This window comes from Ensifer sp. GW101-20A05, assembly GCF_059424735.1.
This window is the reverse complement of record NZ_JBWKZT010000008.1, coordinates 91150-109181: the sequence shown is the minus strand read 5'-3', so window position 1 is coordinate 109181 and position 18032 is coordinate 91150. Positions and strand designations below refer to the sequence as shown.

Sequence of the window (18032 nt, the reverse complement as noted above, 5' to 3'; positions counted from 1 at the left end):
GTCGCAAGCTGCGCTCAATCGGAATTGATCGCCTCGCGGCCCACACGTTCCTCCAGCATCACCAGGCTGGATTGCAGGCGGAGAAGCTTCTTCCGATTGTCGGCAACGAGCGCTTTGATCACCTTGGCGCGGTTGATGCCGGGCGCCGCGCGAACGACCTCGCGCGCATCCGCAAGGATTGCGTCGATCTCGTGTTCGAGCCCTTTCGTCATTTGCCGCAGCATCACCAATTGGTCTTCGAGCCGATGTTCATCCGCATCTGCATCGAGATAAGGCAGGTTGTGTGGTCCAGCATCGAGCGTCGGCGCTTCCTTGCCCATCACCGTGCACTCCTCCGGCAGCCGAACCGGCTAGCACGCAATTGGTTCCCAGCATTTGATTTCGCTGGGCTAACGTGCGGTCCGGGAGGCTGCAATTGATCTTCGTTGTTATCCGGCCGTGACTTCAGAGTCTCCGGATCACGGACGCCCGATCGAAACTGTATTTGAGCGGGAGCGCCAACAAGGCGGTGCTCGTGTGCGGCATCGTTGGCTCTATTGCGACTTCTTCGGCCCGCGCCGTCTCAGAAATCGAGCAAGCTGCGCTTCATCCGTTCGAAGGCCGTTGGCGGGCTTCACGTTGCGGCTTGCACGCGGGATAGTTTCGTCCGGTTTTGAAAGAGCGAGAACGGCCGGATGGACATAGCTCTTGCGGCAAACGGCAGGCGTGTTGTGGAGGACTTCCGCCGCCGCCTCGCACATTTGCTTGACTGTCGGGTGCCGGCCCTCCTGCAGGGCTTGTCGCGCGACAGCAAAGGCAGCAACACTTCCCGCCCAGGTTCTGAACGTCTTGGCGGAGATCGGGGTGCCGGAAATATCGGCGAGGTAACGATTGAAACGGCCGGACTCGATAGGTTTAGCCTTGCCGTCGGGCCCCACTGACACGAAGAGCTGCCGCCCGGGAAGTTCGGCAATCTCCTCCAGAATCCGCTGTAGACGGGGATTGCGCAGGCGCCTTCGGATCCGCTGCCCGCCCTTGCCCTTGAAGTTCAGCTCGATGCGGCCGTCGCGGATCCTGACATGTCGCTTGAGAAGCGTAACGGCGCCGTAGCTCCCGTTCTGTTCCACGTAGCTCGAATTCCCGATGCGAAGAGGTGCTTGATCGAGCAGGGCTGTCAGTACAGCAAGAATTGTGGTCGGGTTGTCAATCGGCCCATTCATCTGTTTGCGGACGGTTCGCCGCATCCGCGGAAGCGCTTTGGCAAAGGTCGGAAGCTGGTCGTACTTGGCGCGGCTACGCAATTTCTGCCAGGCATCGTGATAGCGATATTGTTTCCGGCCGCGCGCATCATAACCGGTTGCCTGAAGGTGACCGTTCTTGTTCATGCAGATCCAGACACGCTCGTAGGCTGGCGGCAGTCCAAGCGCCTCGATGCGCGCAATGATGCCGGGGTTCTTCAGGGGCGCGCCGTTCGGGCGTCGATAACAAAAGCCGTTCGCTGTGCGCGACCGGCTGTAGCCCGGTTCCTTGTCTGAAACGTAGACAAGATCGGGCTCAGCCGGTGATGCACTCTGGCCATCTCCAATCAGATCCGCCCCATCAACAAGAGGACCAACAGGACGACGACCAGAACGCCCAGGAGACCGGATGGCCCGTAGCCCCAACTCGAAGAATGGGGCCATGCGGGAAATGCGCCAACCAGCAGCAGGATCAGGATGATCAGCAGTACGGTTCCAAGCATCTTACGGTCCTTCCGCTATTTGTGCCGTTGGTTGATAATCATTGCAGGACCTCGATGACCTCGCGGGTCTGCGGATTGATGAGCACTCTCCGGTCGTTAAGGACCACGTAGCCATAGGTAGGCTGATCCGGGATCGTATGGATCTCGACGGTGTCGGGAAGGCGCGTTCCGACCACCAAGTCGCCCTGATAGACTACGGAAGGGCTGCTCTGCTCAAGGACGTATGTCTTAACTTCACCGGGCACGACAACGGTCGTCTGCGCCACGGCGATACCGCCGAAGGCGAGGCCCGCGAATACACCTGCTAGGATGATTTTCTTCATGATCAAGCCTCCTAACTTGCGGGGGACTAACCGACGAGCACGGGAATGGTTCCGAAATGCCGCAACCAGCGTCGGGCGGAGCGGGGCGGGTGGGCGAGCGTCTTCGGTCGGTCGCAAGGGTGCCGTGACGATGTCTATTAGCGGCTCAGCATCCGTTGCCTATCCAACGGAGATATCGCGCTTTTTCGCGCTTTAGCTCCGGGTCCGGTTCGATGGACTGCGGCCGGTCGATCAACTTGGCCGGAACCCGCGGTCGTCCTCCGAGTTTATTTGTCGAACAGGAGGAACGATGGTGAAAACGATCGAAACGAATGTCGACGCCGGTGCCGAACGTGGCTTCGAGTGTCAGTTGGCGATGAGCGATCAATTTAGGCTCCTGACGGAATGTGCCGAACGTGCCGGTTGGTCGTGGGACGAAATCGCGATCGCTTTGCTGGACTTGACGGATGATTATGTCGCCGCCATGCGCACGCCGTTGGAAGCCGCCGTGGAATGCGCCAAATTTCTCCCGAAGAGCAACACGCGGCACTGAGGTGACTGGCATGCGTTGCGCACCAGGGCATCATGCGGTCATGATCGCAGCCGCGAAGCTTGGCTTCCACTCCTGTGGGGCGTATCCTTCGTACGGTGTCGCCACGACTGGCGACGCGCATGCCCGGCAGAGGACTGTAGGAACGACCAAGGTAGAAGCGATGGCTTCGAGCAAGAAGACAGATGATGAAAACGATCGCTTGCTGATGGGCGATCCGGCTCGTCGTGCGGTCGAGCCGGAGGTGGAACGAGTCGATGATGTCCCGGACCGGCTGTTGATACTCGCCAACAGGCTGCAGAGGGCTCTCGATTCCCGGCGAGCCGCAACCGCGCACAGCGCCAGAACTGAGGTGGACAGAAATACCGAGGACGAACAATGATGCCGAGCCTGCAGCATTTGCGGGTGCTGGTGGCGGAGGATGAGTTCTTTGTCGCAAATGACATCGCCCTGTGGCTCGAGCGGGCCGGGGCGACCATCATTGGCCCCACACCTACGGTGCAAGAAACCTTGAAGAGCCTGTCGAAGGCGGACGATATTCAGGTTGCTATCCTCGACATCAACCTGAATGGAGAGTTGGTCTTTCCCGTAGCGGATGAGCTCACGCGCCGTTCGGTGCCCTTGATCTTCTTCAGCGGCTACGATGATGTGGGCCTTCCGGAGCGGTTCGGGTCGGCGGCACGTCTTAGCAAATGCGCTAGCTCCTCAGACCTGGTGAGCGCCGTTTTTGAGCAATACCTCATGAATGTGTCGACCCTTGCCCCAACCTACGGTGGCCTGTCCGATCAACTCGTTACAGATCTCGTTCCTGGCCTGCGTCTCCGGGCCAGGGTGCTGATGTCGAGCGTCAAGGCGGCCGATTATCTCGTCGAGCGCACACTCGAACGTGCGATTGCCTTGGCTGCCACGAGAGAGAGGGCACAGCCGCTCGACATGTGGCTACATGAGTTGATGACGAACATTTACAGCGAAGGCCCATACGGGCCGAACTGAGAGCGACCATACCCGGTTACCCGAATGATGGGTGGGTGTGAATGGGTGGTTCACGGACTTCGTCCGGGTTGGGCGTTCGCTTTTCATCCGGCAGATCTTCGGGTTCTGGTTCCTCGATCGGGCGCGGTGTCCGGTTCGGCTCTGGTACTGGGGGCGGCTGCTGGCCGGGTCTATATGGGCTCGGGCTCATTTCGCTCTCCTCGTTTCCATGAAGAACCGGCGTTTTCCCGCATGGTTCCGAGAAGTTTTCGAGGATCGTTGCGGGCGGCGCTTTCGAGGGTATCGGACAGATCCGCCTGGCGCGGGATGGACGGATTCCAGCATTGTCACAGAACCCTTGTCGGCGCGGAAATCCGCCAAGGCGGAAACGGAACAAATCCATGTTTTCAGAGTTTGCAGAGCAACACTTGAGGAGGTCAGTGTCATGGACGACAAGGATGAACTCATTCGCCGGCGTGCCTATGCGATATGGGAAAGCGAGGGACGGCCCGAGGGTCAGGACGAGCGACATTGGGAACAGGCAAGCCGCGAACTGGCTGAACGTGAGCGACCCCAACCCACGCAAGAAGCCGACGACGATACAGGAACCCTTGTTGCGCCGTCGACGGCTCCGCACGGAAAGGCCGGTCGCCCCGCCGATGAATCCTGAACGTGGAAGGAGAACTCTCATGCGAATTGCCGAAATCATGACAAGGGACGTTCACATTGCCAGCCCGGACGACACGATCTCAACGGTTGCGCGTGAGATGGCCGATAACGACATCGGCTTCCTGCCGGTCAGCGATAACGATCGCCTGGTCGGCATGATCACCGACCGCGATATCGTCGTACGCTGTGTCGCGGATGGTCGCGACGACAAGACCCGCGTCGGCGATATCATGACTGCCGACGTCAAATACTGCTTCGACGACGAAGACGTGTCCGAGGTTGCCCGCAACATGGGCGACGAGCAGGTGCGCCGCCTGCCGGTCGTCGATCGCAACAAGCGCCTTGTCGGCATCGTTTCGCTGGCTGATGCGGCGCGTCGCGATCCTGCGCTCGCAGGCATCGGCCTCAAAGGCGTGACCGCTCCGGGGGGCGCTCACAACCAAAGGCCATAACGATGGCAGACACCCGCGATCGACGCTCACTATGGCGCTCCCCAGTCCTGCTGTCCGCGCCCGAGGAGCATGCTTGGGCGCGAGAAGTCGCTGTTCACGCCCACGCCGGCCAGCGCGACAAGGCGGGTGAACCGTATATACGGCATTGTCAACGTGTTGCCGATGCCGTTCAGGGTGACAAGACCAAGACCGTTGCCTTCCTGCACGATGTCCTGGAAAAGTCGCCGGGATGGACAGCTGAAAGGCTGCTGGATTCCGGCTTTTCGCCAGAGGTCGTTGCCGCCGTCGAATGTCTGACGCGGCGGCCCGGTGAAACGAAGGATGCGTTGACGATCCGTGCCGCCGCCAACCTGCTTACGCGTGAGGTGAAGCGGGCGGATCTCGGCGACAATCTTGCCCAGCTTGAACGCCAAGGCAAAAGCGGCGCCGAATATAGGCGCAGGCTGCACCTGCTTGAAGAAGTGCTCAGCGATAAGGAGGACGCGGCGGCGGGCCTCGAGCCCGGCGATGCAGACCTGACGAGCGAAGCGCGGCTTGCCCGCATTGATGCCGCTCGCCGCGCACTTCGTAGCCAGTATACCGCTCGTGTCGCGAAACGATCTCTCGTCGTTCTTTTCGGCCTGGCGATCGTCGGTGCGTTCTATTTGATTTTCATGCAGTGATCCGAACGTGCCGGTTCATTCAACCGGCACGCCGTTCATGCGATAGGCGAGCTCGTCACGAGCTCGGCTGAGCCTGCTCTTGATGGTTCCAACGGCGCAGTCGCAGATATCGGCGGCCTCCTTGTAGCTCAGGCCGTAGCCGGCGACGAGGACTAGGACCTCCCGATGGACGGGGGCCAGCGTTTCGAGCGCAGTGCGCAATTCGCAGTTCAGCACACACCACTCTTGCGGCGGCGCCATGGGTATCGGCAATTCTGCGCAATCGATGACGCCTGGCGCTTCGCGCCGGCGCAACTTGTACTGGGTGCGGAACGCATTGTGCATGATGGTGAAGAGCCACGACTTCAAATTTGTGCCGGGCTCGAAACCATCGATACCCCGCAGTGCGCGAAAAAGCGTTTCCTGCAGGAGATCGTCCGCCTCGAAGCTGGAGGTGACAAATGTGCGTGCAAACGCTCGCAACGCCGGAATGAGATCTACGACCTGGGTTTCCAGCGGCTGCGTATGCTCTTCCTTCTTGAGGGTGGAAGGCATGGGGAAACTGCCTTTCGGGATAGTTTTGTTGCTGTTTTAACAATGCGTGGTTGGCCTTTATGTTCCGCCTCCGCTACGAGCGCCGGGGATGAAACCGAAGGGAAGTAGCGGAACCGTCATCGCTTCGCCAAGCACTCGGCCGCCCTCCTAGAGCAAGAACATTCCGGCCGTTGCAGCCAGCATCACCAAGGCAGTCGCGCCGCCGAGCGTCAACATCCACCAGGGCGCCTTGAGCTGGCCCATGATGTGACGATTGGCGGCCATCATCGTCATGATGGCGATGAGGGGGGCTGCGAGCATGCCGTTTATGATCGCGCTCCAATAGAGCAGCAGGAACGGGTCTACCCCGACGAGAAAGACTACGGCACTTCCAAGCGTCGCCACGGTGATTGTGCCATAGAAGGCCTTTGCCCCGCGCGGTGCGCGATCCAACCCTTCGGGCCACTGAAACAGTTCGGCAACGGCGTAGGCGGCCGACCCCGCAAGCACCGGAACCGCCAACATGCCCGTTCCAATAATGCCAGCGGCAAAGAGCGCAAAGGCGACATTGCCGGCGATCGGTTGCAGAGCTTCTGCCGCTTGTGCGGATGTCTCGATGTGGGTGGTCCCGTTGGCGTGCAGTGTCGCGGCGGTCGCAATCATGATCGACAGGGCGACGACGCCGGACAACGCCATGCCGACAATCGTGTCTATCTCAATGCGCACGAGCTCCGGTATGGCGGCCTGCGGGTTGGCGCCCAATCTCTGGTGATGCCGTCGTCCGAGTTCTTCCACTTCCTGGCCCGCCTGCCAGAAGAGCAGATAGGGGCTGATCGTCGTTCCCAGCACAGCGACGAACGCTGTGGCTTGCTCGCCGCCGAATGTGAACGAAGGAACGAAAACGCCACGCGCCGCCTCCATCCAGGGAACGTCGACGACGAAGACGACCGCGACATAGGCAAAGAGTGAAAGCGTCAGCCACTTCAGAAACATCGCATAGCGTCTGTATCGTACGAAAATCTCGAGCAACACGCAGACGATGCCAAACAGCACGGCGTAGACGAGCTGTGGCCCGCCGGCGAGCAGACGTAGGGCGGCGCCCATGGCTGCGAGATCGGCGCCGATATTGATGACGTTCGCGACCAACAACATCAACGTGGCCACGCGCGCCAATGAAGCGGGGTAGTGCCGTCGCAGGTTCCGCGCGAGACCTTGACCGGTGACGGCACCAATCCTGGCGCTCAAGCCTTGCACACCAACCATGAGCGGGTAACAGAACAGCACGGTCCAGCCGAGGGAAAAGCCGAATTGCGCGCCGACCTGGCTGTAGGTGGCTATCCCGCTTGGGTCATCATCGGCAGCACCCGATATCAGGCCCGCGCCAAATTTGCGTGAGAAACTGCCGCCCTTTTGTGCGGGTAAAGTCGTTGATGAACGCCGCCCATGCTTTCCATCGCCGCCATCTTTGTCAAATGTGCTCGTCTGCCGGACCGGATCCACCATGATCGGTCCTCCGCTACTGGTGTCAGTTCAGCGTCGAACGGCCTTGCCAAGCGATTGTTCCCTCCCATCCGGCTGCTCTCCGGCGCTCCCACTTTGCCGCGTGATGAAACTGGCGACCCCTGCGCGCAATTCGGACTGCGCGGAGGGGTCGCCAGATGAGAGGATGTCCGCTGCTATGCGGTGACGTTCAGCTTCCCGCTGATGTATCGAAACTCTTGCGTCTTGCCGCCGTAGCCGTAGGCGGCGGCCGGCACCTCGTGCACGAGAATGTAGCTCTCCGAATGCAGCTTGCCGAGCAGTTGTTCGAAGCGGCCGTATACCGCCTCCAGATAGGCAGCCATTTCCGGCTTCGTGTTTGTCCCGTCGACGACTTTGATGTCCAGCCAGAAGCTGTTCAAGTCCTGCTCCGCCAACGACGTGCCGCCGGCGAACCAATGGGCGGGATCGATGTAGGCGACCGCGATCGCAGTGATCGTCGGGTCTTTGCGCAGGTGTGTGGCCGTCAGCTCGCTGACCGCAGCTGCGATCCGGGAAGAGAGAGCCGCGTCGGCCTTGCCGCTGACCGTAATGTTGATGATAGGCATGGAAGGCTCCTTTTGGTGAATTGTGATCCGTTGTTGAACTCAATGTGTCATCTTATTTCGTGAATAAAAATCGAATTGTTTAATATAAATGCTTCGATTATTGTGAAGTATGCAAGCTTTCGATCCCGACCTGCTCCGAACGTTCCTCGCCTTTGCCGAAGGCGGCTCGCTTGCTCACGCGGCTGCCGCAGTGGGCCGCACCGCTTCCGCTGTCACCGCTCAGATGCAGCGGTTGGAGGCAATGGTGGGAGAGCCGCTGCTCGCCCAGTCGGGCAGAGGACGGGTCCTCACGCCGGCTGGGGAGGAACTGCTCGTCCACGCGCGGCGGATTCTCGAAGTCCATCGGGATGCGTGGCTCAGCCTAAAGGGCGCGAAGGCCGATGGTCGCCTGACGCTCGGCTGCACCCAGGACTTTGCCGACAGCAATCTGCCTGATCTCTTGCGTCTCTTTGCGCGCACACATCCGCGCGTGCGCCTCGATCTCCGGGTTGGGCGCTCCCGGGAGCTGACGGCAGGCTACGACCAAGGAGCGATCGATGTCCTGATCGTCATGCGGGACGGCGCGCAACCGGACGAGATCGCGATGCTGAGCGAACCGATGCTGTGGCTATCCGCATCGGCTGATCCGGTTCCCGCCGGTGGTGAGCTTCCAATTGCGGTATTGGACCCGCCCTGCGGGTTTCGCTCGGCGGCCACCAGTGCACTCGAAGACGCCGGCTTTGCCTATCGTATCGCGGCGACCAGTCCGAGCCTTTCCGGGTTACGCGCTGCGGTCCGCAGCGGCATCGCGATCACGGCACGGACTGCGCGATTTGTAGGCGAGGGGGTCGTCGTCGCCCCCCAAGCCCTCTCGTTGCCGGCGTTGCCGAAAGCGGAGTTCAGCCTGCGGCTCAAGCCGAAGGCGGACAGGGCAGCCTCCAGTCTCGCGATGCTTCTCGCAGAAGGATTGCCAAACGAGGGCAGCAGACCTTGATGTTATCTTGGGGGCCAACGGCAGCTACATTTGCACGGTCATGCCGCCATCGACGGTCAGTGTAATGCCGTTGACGAAGCTTGCAGCGGGCGAAGCCAGGAACACGGCCGCCGGCGCGATTTCTTCCGGTCGGCCCCAGCGTTTCAGGGGAATGCGGACGTCAACGAAAGCCTGGAGCGCCGGATCGGCGGCAAGTGCCGCATTGGTCTCTGTCGCGAACCAGCCAGGCGAGATAGCGTTGACCGTCAACGTGTCGGAGCCAAGCTCGACTGCAAGCGAGCGGGTGAGTGCATCAAGGCCGCCTTTTGCGGCGGTGTAGGCTGGGTCTCCAGGGCGCGCGGCGAAGGCGGCGATGGAGGTAACGAAGATCAGCCGCCCGGAAACCGAACGGCGAAGGTAAGGAAGCGCAGCCTTCGCCATCCCATAGGCCGCCGTCAAATCCGCGTTGATCAGAGCCGCAAAGGAGGCGGGATCCATGGCGTCGGTGCCACGCCGGTCGCGTTCGCCAACCGCATGGATCAGGATGTCGAGCTGCCCTGTTCCCGCTACCGCCGCGTCGACAATCTCTGGCGCATCCGTCGCGACATTGCCCGGCGCAATATCGAGTGCGATGCCATTTTCGGCAAGCTGCCGGCGCACAGCTTCAAGTGTCTCGTGGTTGCGACCGTTGATTGCCACCGCCGCGCCGGCTGAGGCGAGAGCCTTTGCCATTTCAAGGCCGAGCCCGCGACCGCCGCCTGTCACCAGTGCCGTCTTTCCGCTGAGATTGAACATGTCGGCCCTCAGTGCCCGTTGTTTCCCGGTCGAAGCGAAATCAAATATTCAGGAACGAGATTTAGCGCCTGTCACTCTAACCGCCAACCTTTGATCCCATCAGCCATGCCGGTGCCGCTGGCCTGAAGGCCGGGAACCTTGATGCCAAGTCGGCGATCTCGATCTTAGCACCTGCCGGAGTTTGGGTGCTCACCTGGAGCGGGCGAGCGAGCATATCGAAGGGTAGGGGTTCCGAGCCGCTGGTGCCCGAGCCTTGTCGCTGAACGCCTGCGCTCGCTCAATAATTTCCGACGACTTGTCGATGGTGGTTGGCAGGGCGAAGCCGAATGGCTCGAAGGCTACTCGGCCCCGGAGTCGCTCATCGGTGATCCCGAATTCCGGTCATCGTAGCGCGGCAACATGCGATGAGTAACGATTGGGAGGTGACCGACCGCGCCCATGGAGGCGCGGTCAGATTTCTCAAGGGGCCTGGCTGATGCCAAGCGACTTACTTCATCGTGTAGACGTCGATCGAGAAGTATTTGTCGTTGATCTTCTTGTAGGTGCCGTCGGCACGGATTTCGTCGAGCGCCTTGTTGAGCTTCTCGCGCAGGTCATTGTCCTCCTGGCGAACGGCGATACCGACACCATCGCCGACAAACTTCTTGTCGGTAATCGGTTCGCCGATGAGTTCGCAGCAGTCCTTGCCATCGGCGTTCTTGGTCACCCAGTCGAGCAGCGGCAGCATATCGCCGACCTGCAGATCGAGACGGCCATTGACCATGTCGAGATTGGCTTCGTCCTGGGTCGGATAGAGCTTGATCTCCGCATCGGGATAGGTGGCGGTGATGTACTCGGCCTGGGTGGTGCCGGATTGAGCGCCGATCACCTTGCCCTTGAGGGCCTCATTGGTAAACTCGGTCATGCCGGAGTCCTTTGGCGCAGCATGCGTCATGGCGGCGAGATAATAGGGATTGGTGAAGGCAACCTGCTTCTTGCGTTCCTCGGTGATGAACATCGAGGCGATGATCAGGTCGTACTTCTTGGCAAGCAGACCGGGAATGATGCCGTCCCAATCCTGGGCGACCACTTCGCACTCGACCTTCATGCGCTCGCAGAGCGCAAGCCCGATATCCACATCGAAGCCGCCGATCTTGCCGGCGGGATCGATAAAGTTGAAGGGTGGATAGGCGCCCTCCGTGCCGATCTTGATCTTTTCCGCGGCCTGAGCCGACGAGGCGGTCGCTGCCATGATGGCCAGCATGGCTGCTGCAATCTGCTTCTTCATTCGCGTTCCCCTTTGTTTGCATCATTCTTGATGCTTCCAGGGAAGACTATGTCGCTCCGGCCTATAAGCGAAATAGATAGGCGCGATAACGGGTATTGTTTTGGTTGATTGACGTTGTTTGTCAGGCGTCACTTGTAGCGACCGTGGCGCTGAAGCACCTCGATCTTGTAGCCGTCGGGATCGACCAGGAAGAAGAAACGAGCGAGCAGGGCGCCATCGCGGTTGAAGGCGACGATCTTGCCAGGGTTGAGGCCCGCATCGGCGGCACGTTGATGCTCTGCATCGAGATCGTCGACCGAGAGCGCCAGATGGCCATAGCCATCGCCGAGCGCATAGGGCTCGCTTCGATCCTTGTTGACCGTCAGCTCGAGCTCGAATTCGCTCTCCTCATTGCTGAGATAGATGAGGGTAAAGGTTTCGAAGTCCAGCCTTTCGGCGACTTCAAGCCCAAAGGCGAGGCGATAGAAATCGATCGACTTCTTTTCATCGAGAACCCGGATCATCGAATGGATCGCCTTGGCCATCTGCCTCTCCTTCAGCGTTGATTGCCGGTGGGGTAGCAGAGTGCGACGCTCCACGAAACCCCGCCTGGGTGCTCATGCCTTCGCCTGCCGCTTCTTCAGTTGTTGCTCGCGGAAGAAGATGAAGAGGCCCGAGGCGACGATCAGCGCCGCACCGATGATCACGGTCGGGCGGGGCGTGTCGCCGAAGAAGAACCAGCCGAAGACCACGGCCCAGAAGAGCAGTGTGTACTGCAAGGGCACGACGGTCGCGGCATCGGCAAGCTTGAGCGAGCGGTTGACCAGAATGTGCGCCAGCATCGCAACGATACCGAGCATGCCGAGTTGCACAAGTGCCTCGCCGTCGACAGGCGCCCAGCCGGAAGGGTTGGCCGCAACGCCGACGAGCGAGAAGATCAATGCGCCGACGATCTGCCAGAAGACGAGGGTGGTGTCCGGCGTCGAGCGCAGCGTGCGGCCGAGCATCAGTGCGAAGGCGAACGCTGTGCTGCCTGCAAGCGCGATCAGCGCCGGCAGGCTGAAGCTCTCCTTGGAGGGTTCCAGCGCAATCAACACGCCGGCGAAACCGACGAGGATCGCCGTCCAGCGCCGCCAGCCGACCTTTTCGCCGAGCAGGAACGGCGAAGCGGCAGCGACATAGATCGGCGCTGCCAGCCAATAGGTCATTGTATCGGCAAGCGGCATATAGGCGACGGCGAAATAGAAGGCCGAGGCATCGATTGCGAAGAGCAGCGAGCGAAGCGCCTGTAGTCCCGGCCGCTCGACCCTGAACATCGAGCGCAGGCCACGCCTGAGGATGAAAGGCGACAGGAACAGAAGTGCCGCGATGCTGCGGATCACCATCAACTGACTGACGGAATAGGTCGCGACCAGCCATTTCCCCATGACGTCGTTCAGCGAGAACATCAGCATGCCGAGCAGCATGATGAGGACACCGGTTCGGGCGGCGTTCGGGGCGGCTACGGGGGCAGTGATCACGGTCATGTCGGGGCCTTCAGCAAGTTGCGCACGCCATGACACATTCCGCCGGGCCGATCCATTGCCGTCTGCATATGGAACCATAAGTTTTGCGAATGAATCGGTTTGGGTATTGCGCCTCGACCTCACGGGCAAAATTGGTTCCGACCGGGGGCTAAATTGATTTCACCGTTTGCGGCACATGTTCCGGAAAAAAAAGCGCACCGCCTCAAACAGGTAGATCCCAGGAATGAGCAGAGAGCTTGCGGGCGCAGTGATTGCGCCCGCAACGGGCTATGAATTTACTTTTCAAGTGCTGCTTGCGGCGTATTGCGGAAACTGATCGCCATACGATTATAGGCATTCATCAGGCCGATCGCGATCGTGAGGTCGGTGAGTTCGCGCTCGTTGAACTCGGCGCGCGCAGCCTCATAGGCCTCGTCCGGCACACCCGTCTCGGCGACACGTGTGACGGTTTCGGCCCAGGCAAGGGCCGCCCGCTCACGCGCGTCGAAGAGGTTGCCGGCTTCTCTCCACGCCTGGACCAATGCGATCTTTTCGATCGGTTGGCCCTTTTTCAGGAGGTCGCGGGTGTGCATGTCGAGACAGTAGGCGCAATTGTTGATCTGCGAGATGCGAAGATACACCAGATCCACCAGCACCGGCGGCAGGCCACTTTGCAGGACGTAGCCGTAGACGCCACCAAGGGCCTTGGCACCGGCCGGTGCGATCTGGTTGTAGTCGAGACGCTTGCTCATTGTTCCGTTCCTTGGGTTCGGGTCTACTTGATCGGGGTGGTGAGTTCTTTTTCACCGGTGTCGGCGACGAACACCGCCAGCAGCTTCGCCGGCGTCGTCTCGCTCGCGTTGCGGCTGACGAGGTGTTTCGATGCCGGCGGCTCGTACCAGCTCTCGCCGGCACGGTAGGTCTGCGTCGGGCCATCATTGACCTTGGACACGATTTCTCCGGAGAGAACGTAGGCGAAGATGAAGGACGACTTTGCATGCGCATGCGGAACCGAGGCACCACCTGGGGGATAGTCGACGATCAGGGCGGTCAAGGTCTTGCCCGGAATGTTGGGTATCGCCTTTTCGAAGTGCGGCGTGACAACATCGCCCGGATCGTGCGCTGCGGCCGGCAGCGCCGAAGCGATAGCGACAAAGAGTGCACCTGTGACAAATCGGGTGCTCATGATGATGTTCTCCTTGATGAGATCTGGCAAGAAGCGAGCCCCCAAGGGAGGTTGGCGGGCTCGCTTCTGCAACGATCAGGCGACAACGATGCGGAGCGGGTCGGCAGCGTCCAGGGCTGCTGCGCGATCGGCACTCGGCGGATAGATCCAGGTGGTGTTGATCTTCGTCTTGAGCTCTTTTGCTTTTGCGCCGGTCAGCTTTACCTGACGGTCCCACCCTTCGGTGTAGACAGCACCCCACGGGCCGAGATCGAGACAGGTGACGTACTTTTCCTGGCTATAGGGAATCGAGGTCACGCCAAGCAGATCGGCTGCAACGTTGTGCCCTGCGGAACGCCCGAGGTTCTGGGCGTGCTGACAGCTCATCATCGTTCGGTTGCCGATATCGTCCGTTGCTGCACATGCGACGTCGCCGGTCGCAAAGACGTTTGCGTGGCCGATGACCTTGAGGTTCCGATCAACGTGAAGACGGCCGAACGAGTCCTTGTCCGCGTCGATCTCCTTGGTAATCGGATTGGCGCGGGCGCCCGCCGTCCAGATCACGGTGGCCGCGTCGATGCGCTCGCCGGATGAGAGGGTGACGCCGCTATTGTCGATGGCAACGATTGGAGACCGCAGCCGTGTCTCAATGCCCAATTCCGAAAGCGCCTGCTCGATGACCGGACGCGGGTCCGGCCCGAGATCCGGTCCGATCGCATTGCCGCGCTCGACGATCACGACGCGGACGTCTGCATTTTCTCCAAGCGCGGCGCGAAGACGATGCGGCAATTCGGCGGCCGTTTCGATGCCGGTAAAGCCGCCGCCGGCGACGATCACGGTGTTGCGCGCTGGGGTTTCCGGAAGACGACCCAATTGGGCGATGTGTTCCTCCAACTTCGCCGCATCCGCAAGCTGGTCGACATTGAAGGCATGGGCGAGCCCCGGGATATCCGGACGGAACAGGACACTGCCGGTCGCGAGAACAAGTTTGGTGTAGCCGATCGTCGCTTCCCGTCCCTCGTCGTCCGCATAGGTGACGGCGTTGTCCGCTGTCGAGACGGACGTCGCATAACCCTTGATGAAACGCACGCCTGCGTTGGCAAAGATCTCGGACAGGGGCGCCTTCATCTTGGCTGCATGCTTCTCGTAGAGACGCGGGCGAATGTGGAGCTCGGGCTGCGGCGCGATCACGGCAACCTCGACGGAACCGTCTGCCCTTCCTTGCTGGTCCAGTAGCCGCATGGCGCCGAGTGCCGACCACATTCCGGCAAATCCAGCGCCGATAATCAGGATTCGTTCACGCATTTCTTTTCCTCAGACAAGGCTTCGCCATTGGCTGAACAGGGCCAGCCATCGTGCGATTGCCGTTTCGGTAGAAGTCTCCAAACCGGAGACGGTATTCGCGATGATCCAATGTCGTCGCTTAACTAGGACTAACTTAGTCGGAGTAAATGAGCAATGTCGAATCCGACCAGTTTCGGAAACGCACTGTCAACGCGGCGAAGACGTCCAAGGACTTGCGCAGCCGGGGCTTCGATGTTACTCCGACTATATTTGTCGGTGTTTTGGTGTTTCCGTGGCCCACATAAGCGCAGGCGTCGAATACGCTCTCCACTGTCTCCTGTTCCTCATCGAGGCAGAGGAGACAGACCAGCCGGCAAGTGCACGTGATCTCGCCGAGCTGCAGAAGATTTCCGCCGAATTCGTTGCAAAGCTTTTCACCAAGCTCCAGAAGGCCGGCATCGTTGTCGCCCGAGAGGGGATCGGCGGCGGTTTCGCGCTTGCCCGCCCCGCCACCGACATCACCGCGCTCGATGTCATCGAGGCCATCGACGGACGGAAGCCGCTGTTCGAATGCAAGGAAATCCGGGGACAGTGCGCGCTGTTCGGCGATCGGACGCCTGCCTGGGCAAAGGACGGCGTCTGCTCCATTCATGCAGTCATGATCGAGGCCGAAAAACGGGCAAGAGAAGTGATGGCCGGCCATACGCTGGCGAGCATTGCCGGACGGGCAGCGTCGAAGGCGCCCAAGGAGCATGCGGGCAACATAAAGGATTGGCTCGCCGCCAGGACGCCGCAGCGTCGCCGCCGCGGCGCGGCAGCGAAGGCCGGTTGATGCTCGCCGCTGCGTTCGGCCGCGCTCTCAGGGGCCGTGCGCTCGGATTTTTTCTGCTTACGGACAAACACAACATCTAGAGGCGTGGGGCGAAGCGCCGTCGCAATGACGCGGTGGTCGCTTGATGTCGCCTCAGGCTAGGTGAAGTCGGGCAAGCTAACATGCTTGCCCGACTTCTTTGCGACATCGGCGGCCGGCTATTCAGCGGCGGACCGCCGCGGCAGCACCCAGTTCCGGCGTGGGAAGTGGTAGGTGTAGCCGTTGGGGTAACGCTCCAGGTAATCCTGGTGCTCCGGCTCCGCTTGCCAGAAGTCTCCGACCGGTTCGAGTTCAGTCACGACCTTGCCCGGCCACAGGCCCGAAGCGTTGACATCTGCGATTGCGTCCTCGGCAATTCGCTTCTGCTCGTCGTCGACGTAGTAGATTGCCGAGCGATAGGACATGCCGATGTCGTTGCCCTGGCGGTTCTTTGTGGTGGGGTCGTGGATCTGGAAGAACACCTCCAGAATCTGCCTGTAGCTGATCGTCCCCGGATCGAAGGCGATCTCGATACCCTCCGCGTGGGTGCCGTGGTTACGATAGGTGGCGTTAGGCACATCGCCTCCGGTATAGCCCACGCGCGTCGCAATGACCCCGGGGAGCTTGCGGATCAAATCCTGCATCCCCCAGAAGCAGCCACCGGCCAAAACAGCTCTGTCAGCTCTATCGGTCATTTAGATATCCTCCACCTGGTTGATGAACGCGCCGTAACCTTCGCTCTCCATTTCCTCGCGTGGAATGAAGCGCAGGGAGGCGGAATTGATGCAATAACGTAGGCCGCCCCGATCCCGTGGCCCGTCGGGGAATACGTGGCCAAGGTGACTGTCGCCATGCTTCGAGCGAACCTCGGTGCGGATCATGTCATGGGAGCGATCCTGCAGTTCCTCGACATTGGCGGACACGATCGGCTTGGTGAAGCTCGGCCAGCCACAACCGGAATCGAATTTGTCGGAAGAGGCAAACAACGGCTCGCCGGAAACGATATCGACATAGATTCCGGACCGCTTGTTGTCATTATACTCGCCCGTGAAGGGACGCTCGGTCCCGCTCTGTTGAGTGACGCGAAACTGCTCGGGCGTCAGTTTTCGGATCGCTTCGTCTGTCTTTCTGTAAGTCATTTGCTTGTCTCCAATAGGGGCGTGTTGCTTGGAACGGGCGATGAAGCTCAGGCTTCGTTGGCCGGCGCCACATCCGCGGCGCGCGGCCGGTTGCCTCGTTCTGGCCAGGACGCTGGCCGATGCACTTCGCGCAATACCTCGTTGCATCGGCCCCGCGTCGTGGCTTGGTCACGGGTTGAACCGACGGCGAGCGATATCGTCGATTTCGAAGCGGTCGATGCCGATGTCGTCGAGTTGGTGATCGCTATATCGCCCAAGTTCCAAAGCGGTCTGGCGGTAGCGCTGGTGAGCGCGGATTCTCGACAAAAGATAGTGCATGATCATGAGACGTTCCTTTGTTCAACCGGCCACGTCGCCGGAGATGGTGTAGTCGTAGATTGCAGTGGATGAGGCGGACCGTTGGGTCGCACAATTCGTCAATCAGGCCCGTGTCGAACGGAGCGCCGCAAACGAGTCGACGGCGATCCAGACGGAGAGGGCGAAGAGCCCGACATCCTTGAGCAGGAACTGCCCGGGAGCGACCGAGATCGCTGGAAAGCCGAGCTCAGGCACAAACACACCGGGTGTCGTCACCATGAAGCTGATGGTCGTTGCGAAAAGCCCTGCCGAGAGCAAGCCGCCGACGAGCGAGTAGATCGGCTTTATGAACCGGGCCACGATGAGGACGGCGATGCTTAGCTCGAGGATGCCGAGAAGGTTTGAGAAGCCTTCGACGCTGAAGAGCGAATAGGTCCAACTCAGCAAGGGATTGTTGCTGACCAGGCCAACCAGCCCTTCCGCTTCGTAACGGGTAAATTTCATGCCGCCGAACCAGCCGTAAACCACGGCGAGCGAGCCATAAAGGCCAGCCGCAGTGACGGCCTGGCCGTGGCTATCGATCAGGTCGAGCGCGGAGGCGGCGGAACGAACGTGGACACGCGGACGCGCCGCGCTGTGGTGTGCGAGATCACGAGGCATTGTCTTCTCCCGGTTGGCGGCGTCGGGCCATTCTCCCGATTGGCCTAGTAAACGATACAGGTCTGTATCGATGGGTGCCTAAATATACCGATCTGTATCGTTTGGCAATCCCGCATGCGGGAATTTGTTGTAATGTTACCCGAGAAATAAAGACTGAAGGCGTGGGAGATACGTTGGGGTCGGCCGCCTGGGCGGCCGGCGCGCGTGGCTTG

The 18032-nt window shown here is 60.5% G+C and carries 26 protein-coding genes; 8 read left to right on the top strand and 18 right to left on the bottom strand.

What is annotated here, in order from left to right; all coding sequences use genetic code 11:
* Positions 1–14: 14 nt before the first annotated feature.
* The 4 genes from AC070A_RS20420 to AC070A_RS20405 all read right to left on the bottom strand — a co-directional run bounded on the left by AC070A_RS20420 (position 15) and on the right by AC070A_RS20405 (position 2043).
* The gene (locus tag AC070A_RS20420) at positions 15–320 is read right to left on the bottom strand and encodes a hypothetical protein (RefSeq protein ID WP_113133730.1); all 306 of its coding nucleotides are present in this window, start codon (positions 318–320) and stop codon (positions 15–17) included.
* 213 nt (positions 321–533) lie between these two features.
* A complete protein-coding gene (locus AC070A_RS20415) occupies positions 534–1565 on the bottom strand; it encodes a DNA topoisomerase IB (protein ID WP_494773583.1) in 1032 nt (343 codons plus the stop codon).
* A complete protein-coding gene (locus AC070A_RS20410; protein ID WP_082663635.1) occupies positions 1565–1720 on the bottom strand; it encodes a DUF3309 family protein in 156 nt (51 codons plus the stop codon). Before AC070A_RS20410 ends, AC070A_RS20415 begins: the two co-directional genes overlap by 1 nt.
* 38 nt (positions 1721–1758) lie before the next feature.
* The gene (locus tag AC070A_RS20405; protein ID WP_112997393.1) at positions 1759–2043 is read right to left on the bottom strand and encodes a DUF1236 domain-containing protein; all 285 of its coding nucleotides are present in this window, start codon (positions 2041–2043) and stop codon (positions 1759–1761) included.
* A 289-nt stretch (positions 2044–2332) separates the two neighbouring features.
* Between AC070A_RS20405 and AC070A_RS20400 the strand changes: the two genes are divergently transcribed.
* The 6 genes from AC070A_RS20400 (at position 2333) to AC070A_RS20375 (ending at position 5327) form a co-directional block, all read left to right on the top strand.
* Complete coding sequence (locus AC070A_RS20400) at positions 2333–2575, top strand: hypothetical protein (protein WP_492384233.1); 243 nt, start codon at positions 2333–2335, stop codon at positions 2573–2575.
* A 160-nt stretch (positions 2576–2735) separates the two neighbouring features.
* Positions 2736–2954: a hypothetical protein gene (locus AC070A_RS20395; RefSeq protein ID WP_492384232.1), complete on the top strand. Its 219-nt coding sequence runs from the start codon at positions 2736–2738 to the stop codon at positions 2952–2954.
* Entirely contained in the window at positions 2954–3565 is a 612-nt protein-coding gene (locus AC070A_RS20390) for a response regulator (protein WP_494773577.1), read from the top strand. Before AC070A_RS20395 ends, AC070A_RS20390 begins: the two co-directional genes overlap by 1 nt.
* 424 nt (positions 3566–3989) lie before the next feature.
* Positions 3990–4214: a DUF2934 domain-containing protein gene (locus tag AC070A_RS20385; RefSeq protein ID WP_492384230.1), complete on the top strand. Its 225-nt coding sequence runs from the start codon at positions 3990–3992 to the stop codon at positions 4212–4214.
* Positions 4215–4233: 19 nt separating this feature from the next.
* A complete protein-coding gene (locus AC070A_RS20380; RefSeq protein WP_057252182.1) occupies positions 4234–4665 on the top strand; it encodes a CBS domain-containing protein in 432 nt (143 codons plus the stop codon).
* A gap of 2 nt (positions 4666–4667) precedes the next feature.
* Positions 4668–5327 carry an HD domain-containing protein gene (locus tag AC070A_RS20375; RefSeq protein ID WP_492384229.1) on the top strand — a complete coding sequence of 220 codons (660 nt, stop codon included), beginning with the start codon at positions 4668–4670 and terminating at the stop codon, positions 5325–5327.
* A gap of 15 nt (positions 5328–5342) precedes the next feature.
* Here the strand turns inward: AC070A_RS20375 and AC070A_RS20370 are convergent, their stop codons facing one another.
* From AC070A_RS20370 to AC070A_RS20360, 3 genes are all read right to left on the bottom strand, one after another.
* The gene (locus AC070A_RS20370) at positions 5343–5861 is read right to left on the bottom strand and encodes a sigma-70 family RNA polymerase sigma factor (protein WP_057252181.1); all 519 of its coding nucleotides are present in this window, start codon (positions 5859–5861) and stop codon (positions 5343–5345) included.
* Positions 5862–6008: 147 nt separating this feature from the next.
* A complete protein-coding gene (locus AC070A_RS20365; RefSeq protein ID WP_492384228.1) occupies positions 6009–7343 on the bottom strand; it encodes an NRAMP family divalent metal transporter in 1335 nt (444 codons plus the stop codon).
* Between the two features lie 173 nt (positions 7344–7516).
* The gene (locus tag AC070A_RS20360) at positions 7517–7927 is read right to left on the bottom strand and encodes a tautomerase family protein (protein WP_093234149.1); all 411 of its coding nucleotides are present in this window, start codon (positions 7925–7927) and stop codon (positions 7517–7519) included.
* A gap of 109 nt (positions 7928–8036) precedes the next feature.
* On the opposite strand from AC070A_RS20360, the gene AC070A_RS20355 reads away from it, so the two are divergent.
* Positions 8037–8900: a LysR substrate-binding domain-containing protein gene (locus AC070A_RS20355; protein ID WP_492384227.1), complete on the top strand. Its 864-nt coding sequence runs from the start codon at positions 8037–8039 to the stop codon at positions 8898–8900.
* Between the two features lie 24 nt (positions 8901–8924).
* Here the strand turns inward: AC070A_RS20355 and AC070A_RS20350 are convergent, their stop codons facing one another.
* From AC070A_RS20350 to AC070A_RS20320, 7 genes are all read right to left on the bottom strand, one after another.
* Positions 8925–9674, bottom strand: a complete 750-nt coding sequence (locus tag AC070A_RS20350) for an SDR family oxidoreductase (protein ID WP_492384226.1) — start codon at positions 9672–9674, stop codon at positions 8925–8927.
* Positions 9675–10161: 487 nt separating this feature from the next.
* The gene (locus AC070A_RS20345) at positions 10162–10941 is read right to left on the bottom strand and encodes an ABC transporter substrate-binding protein (protein WP_492384225.1); all 780 of its coding nucleotides are present in this window, start codon (positions 10939–10941) and stop codon (positions 10162–10164) included.
* Between the two features lie 128 nt (positions 10942–11069).
* A complete protein-coding gene (locus AC070A_RS20340) occupies positions 11070–11465 on the bottom strand; it encodes a VOC family protein (protein WP_492384224.1) in 396 nt (131 codons plus the stop codon).
* A 72-nt stretch (positions 11466–11537) separates the two neighbouring features.
* Positions 11538–12446, bottom strand: coding sequence for a DMT family transporter (locus tag AC070A_RS20335; RefSeq protein WP_492384223.1), 909 nt, complete (start codon positions 12444–12446; stop codon positions 11538–11540).
* A 275-nt stretch (positions 12447–12721) separates the two neighbouring features.
* Entirely contained in the window at positions 12722–13177 is a 456-nt protein-coding gene (locus tag AC070A_RS20330) for a carboxymuconolactone decarboxylase family protein (protein WP_492384222.1), read from the bottom strand.
* A 23-nt stretch (positions 13178–13200) separates the two neighbouring features.
* Positions 13201–13611, bottom strand: coding sequence for a cupin domain-containing protein (locus tag AC070A_RS20325; protein WP_492384221.1), 411 nt, complete (start codon positions 13609–13611; stop codon positions 13201–13203).
* Between the two features lie 75 nt (positions 13612–13686).
* Positions 13687–14895 (bottom strand): NAD(P)/FAD-dependent oxidoreductase, encoded by a 1209-nt coding sequence (locus tag AC070A_RS20320; protein ID WP_492384220.1) that lies wholly within the window; start codon positions 14893–14895, stop codon positions 13687–13689.
* A 271-nt stretch (positions 14896–15166) separates the two neighbouring features.
* Between AC070A_RS20320 and AC070A_RS20315 the strand changes: the two genes are divergently transcribed.
* Positions 15167–15706 (top strand): RrF2 family transcriptional regulator, encoded by a 540-nt coding sequence (locus tag AC070A_RS20315; RefSeq protein WP_492384219.1) that lies wholly within the window; start codon positions 15167–15169, stop codon positions 15704–15706.
* A 197-nt stretch (positions 15707–15903) separates the two neighbouring features.
* Here the strand turns inward: AC070A_RS20315 and msrA are convergent, their stop codons facing one another.
* The 4 genes from msrA to AC070A_RS20295 form a co-directional block, all read right to left on the bottom strand.
* Positions 15904–16419 (bottom strand): peptide-methionine (S)-S-oxide reductase MsrA, encoded by a 516-nt coding sequence (gene msrA / locus AC070A_RS20310; RefSeq protein WP_492384218.1) that lies wholly within the window; start codon positions 16417–16419, stop codon positions 15904–15906.
* Positions 16420–16863, bottom strand: a complete 444-nt coding sequence (msrB, locus tag AC070A_RS20305) for a peptide-methionine (R)-S-oxide reductase MsrB (protein ID WP_492384217.1) — start codon at positions 16861–16863, stop codon at positions 16420–16422.
* Positions 16864–17031: 168 nt separating this feature from the next.
* Positions 17032–17187 carry a DUF1127 domain-containing protein gene (locus AC070A_RS20300; RefSeq protein ID WP_492384216.1) on the bottom strand — a complete coding sequence of 52 codons (156 nt, stop codon included), beginning with the start codon at positions 17185–17187 and terminating at the stop codon, positions 17032–17034.
* Positions 17188–17283: 96 nt separating this feature from the next.
* Positions 17284–17820: a YkgB family protein gene (locus AC070A_RS20295; RefSeq protein WP_113736860.1), complete on the bottom strand. Its 537-nt coding sequence runs from the start codon at positions 17818–17820 to the stop codon at positions 17284–17286.
* Positions 17821–18032 lie beyond the last annotated feature (212 nt).

Bases quoted from the DNA above. Each gene is read 5' to 3' on its own strand.
- AC070A_RS20395 (WP_492384232.1), top strand. From the start codon at position 2,736: ATGGCTTCGAGCAAGAAGACAGATGATGAAAACGATCGCTTGCTGATG.
- AC070A_RS20400 (WP_492384233.1), top strand. From the start codon at position 2,333: ATGGTGAAAACGATCGAAACGAATGTCGACGCCGGTGCCGAACGTGGC.
- AC070A_RS20335 (WP_492384223.1), bottom strand. From the start codon at position 12,446: ATGACCGTGATCACTGCCCCCGTAGCCGCCCCGAACGCCGCCCGAACC.
- AC070A_RS20355 (WP_492384227.1), top strand. From the start codon at position 8,037: ATGCAAGCTTTCGATCCCGACCTGCTCCGAACGTTCCTCGCCTTTGCC.
- AC070A_RS20385 (WP_492384230.1), top strand. From the start codon at position 3,990: ATGGACGACAAGGATGAACTCATTCGCCGGCGTGCCTATGCGATATGG.
- AC070A_RS20390 (WP_494773577.1), top strand. From the start codon at position 2,954: ATGCCGAGCCTGCAGCATTTGCGGGTGCTGGTGGCGGAGGATGAGTTC.
- AC070A_RS20340 (WP_492384224.1), bottom strand. From the start codon at position 11,465: ATGGCCAAGGCGATCCATTCGATGATCCGGGTTCTCGATGAAAAGAAG.
- AC070A_RS20365 (WP_492384228.1), bottom strand. From the start codon at position 7,343: ATGGTGGATCCGGTCCGGCAGACGAGCACATTTGACAAAGATGGCGGC.
- AC070A_RS20300 (WP_492384216.1), bottom strand. From the start codon at position 17,187: ATGATCATGCACTATCTTTTGTCGAGAATCCGCGCTCACCAGCGCTAC.
- AC070A_RS20360 (WP_093234149.1), bottom strand. From the start codon at position 7,927: ATGCCTATCATCAACATTACGGTCAGCGGCAAGGCCGACGCGGCTCTC.
- msrB (WP_492384217.1), bottom strand. From the start codon at position 16,863: ATGACTTACAGAAAGACAGACGAAGCGATCCGAAAACTGACGCCCGAG.
- AC070A_RS20420 (WP_113133730.1), bottom strand. From the start codon at position 320: ATGGGCAAGGAAGCGCCGACGCTCGATGCTGGACCACACAACCTGCCT.
- AC070A_RS20380 (WP_057252182.1), top strand. From the start codon at position 4,234: ATGCGAATTGCCGAAATCATGACAAGGGACGTTCACATTGCCAGCCCG.
- AC070A_RS20405 (WP_112997393.1), bottom strand. From the start codon at position 2,043: ATGAAGAAAATCATCCTAGCAGGTGTATTCGCGGGCCTCGCCTTCGGC.
- AC070A_RS20345 (WP_492384225.1), bottom strand. From the start codon at position 10,941: ATGAAGAAGCAGATTGCAGCAGCCATGCTGGCCATCATGGCAGCGACC.
- AC070A_RS20320 (WP_492384220.1), bottom strand. From the start codon at position 14,895: ATGCGTGAACGAATCCTGATTATCGGCGCTGGATTTGCCGGAATGTGG.
- AC070A_RS20410 (WP_082663635.1), bottom strand. From the start codon at position 1,720: ATGCTTGGAACCGTACTGCTGATCATCCTGATCCTGCTGCTGGTTGGC.
- AC070A_RS20330 (WP_492384222.1), bottom strand. From the start codon at position 13,177: ATGAGCAAGCGTCTCGACTACAACCAGATCGCACCGGCCGGTGCCAAG.
- AC070A_RS20370 (WP_057252181.1), bottom strand. From the start codon at position 5,861: ATGCCTTCCACCCTCAAGAAGGAAGAGCATACGCAGCCGCTGGAAACC.
- AC070A_RS20350 (WP_492384226.1), bottom strand. From the start codon at position 9,674: ATGTTCAATCTCAGCGGAAAGACGGCACTGGTGACAGGCGGCGGTCGC.
- AC070A_RS20295 (WP_113736860.1), bottom strand. From the start codon at position 17,820: ATGCCTCGTGATCTCGCACACCACAGCGCGGCGCGTCCGCGTGTCCAC.
- msrA (WP_492384218.1), bottom strand. From the start codon at position 16,419: ATGACCGATAGAGCTGACAGAGCTGTTTTGGCCGGTGGCTGCTTCTGG.
- AC070A_RS20325 (WP_492384221.1), bottom strand. From the start codon at position 13,611: ATGAGCACCCGATTTGTCACAGGTGCACTCTTTGTCGCTATCGCTTCG.
- AC070A_RS20375 (WP_492384229.1), top strand. From the start codon at position 4,668: ATGGCAGACACCCGCGATCGACGCTCACTATGGCGCTCCCCAGTCCTG.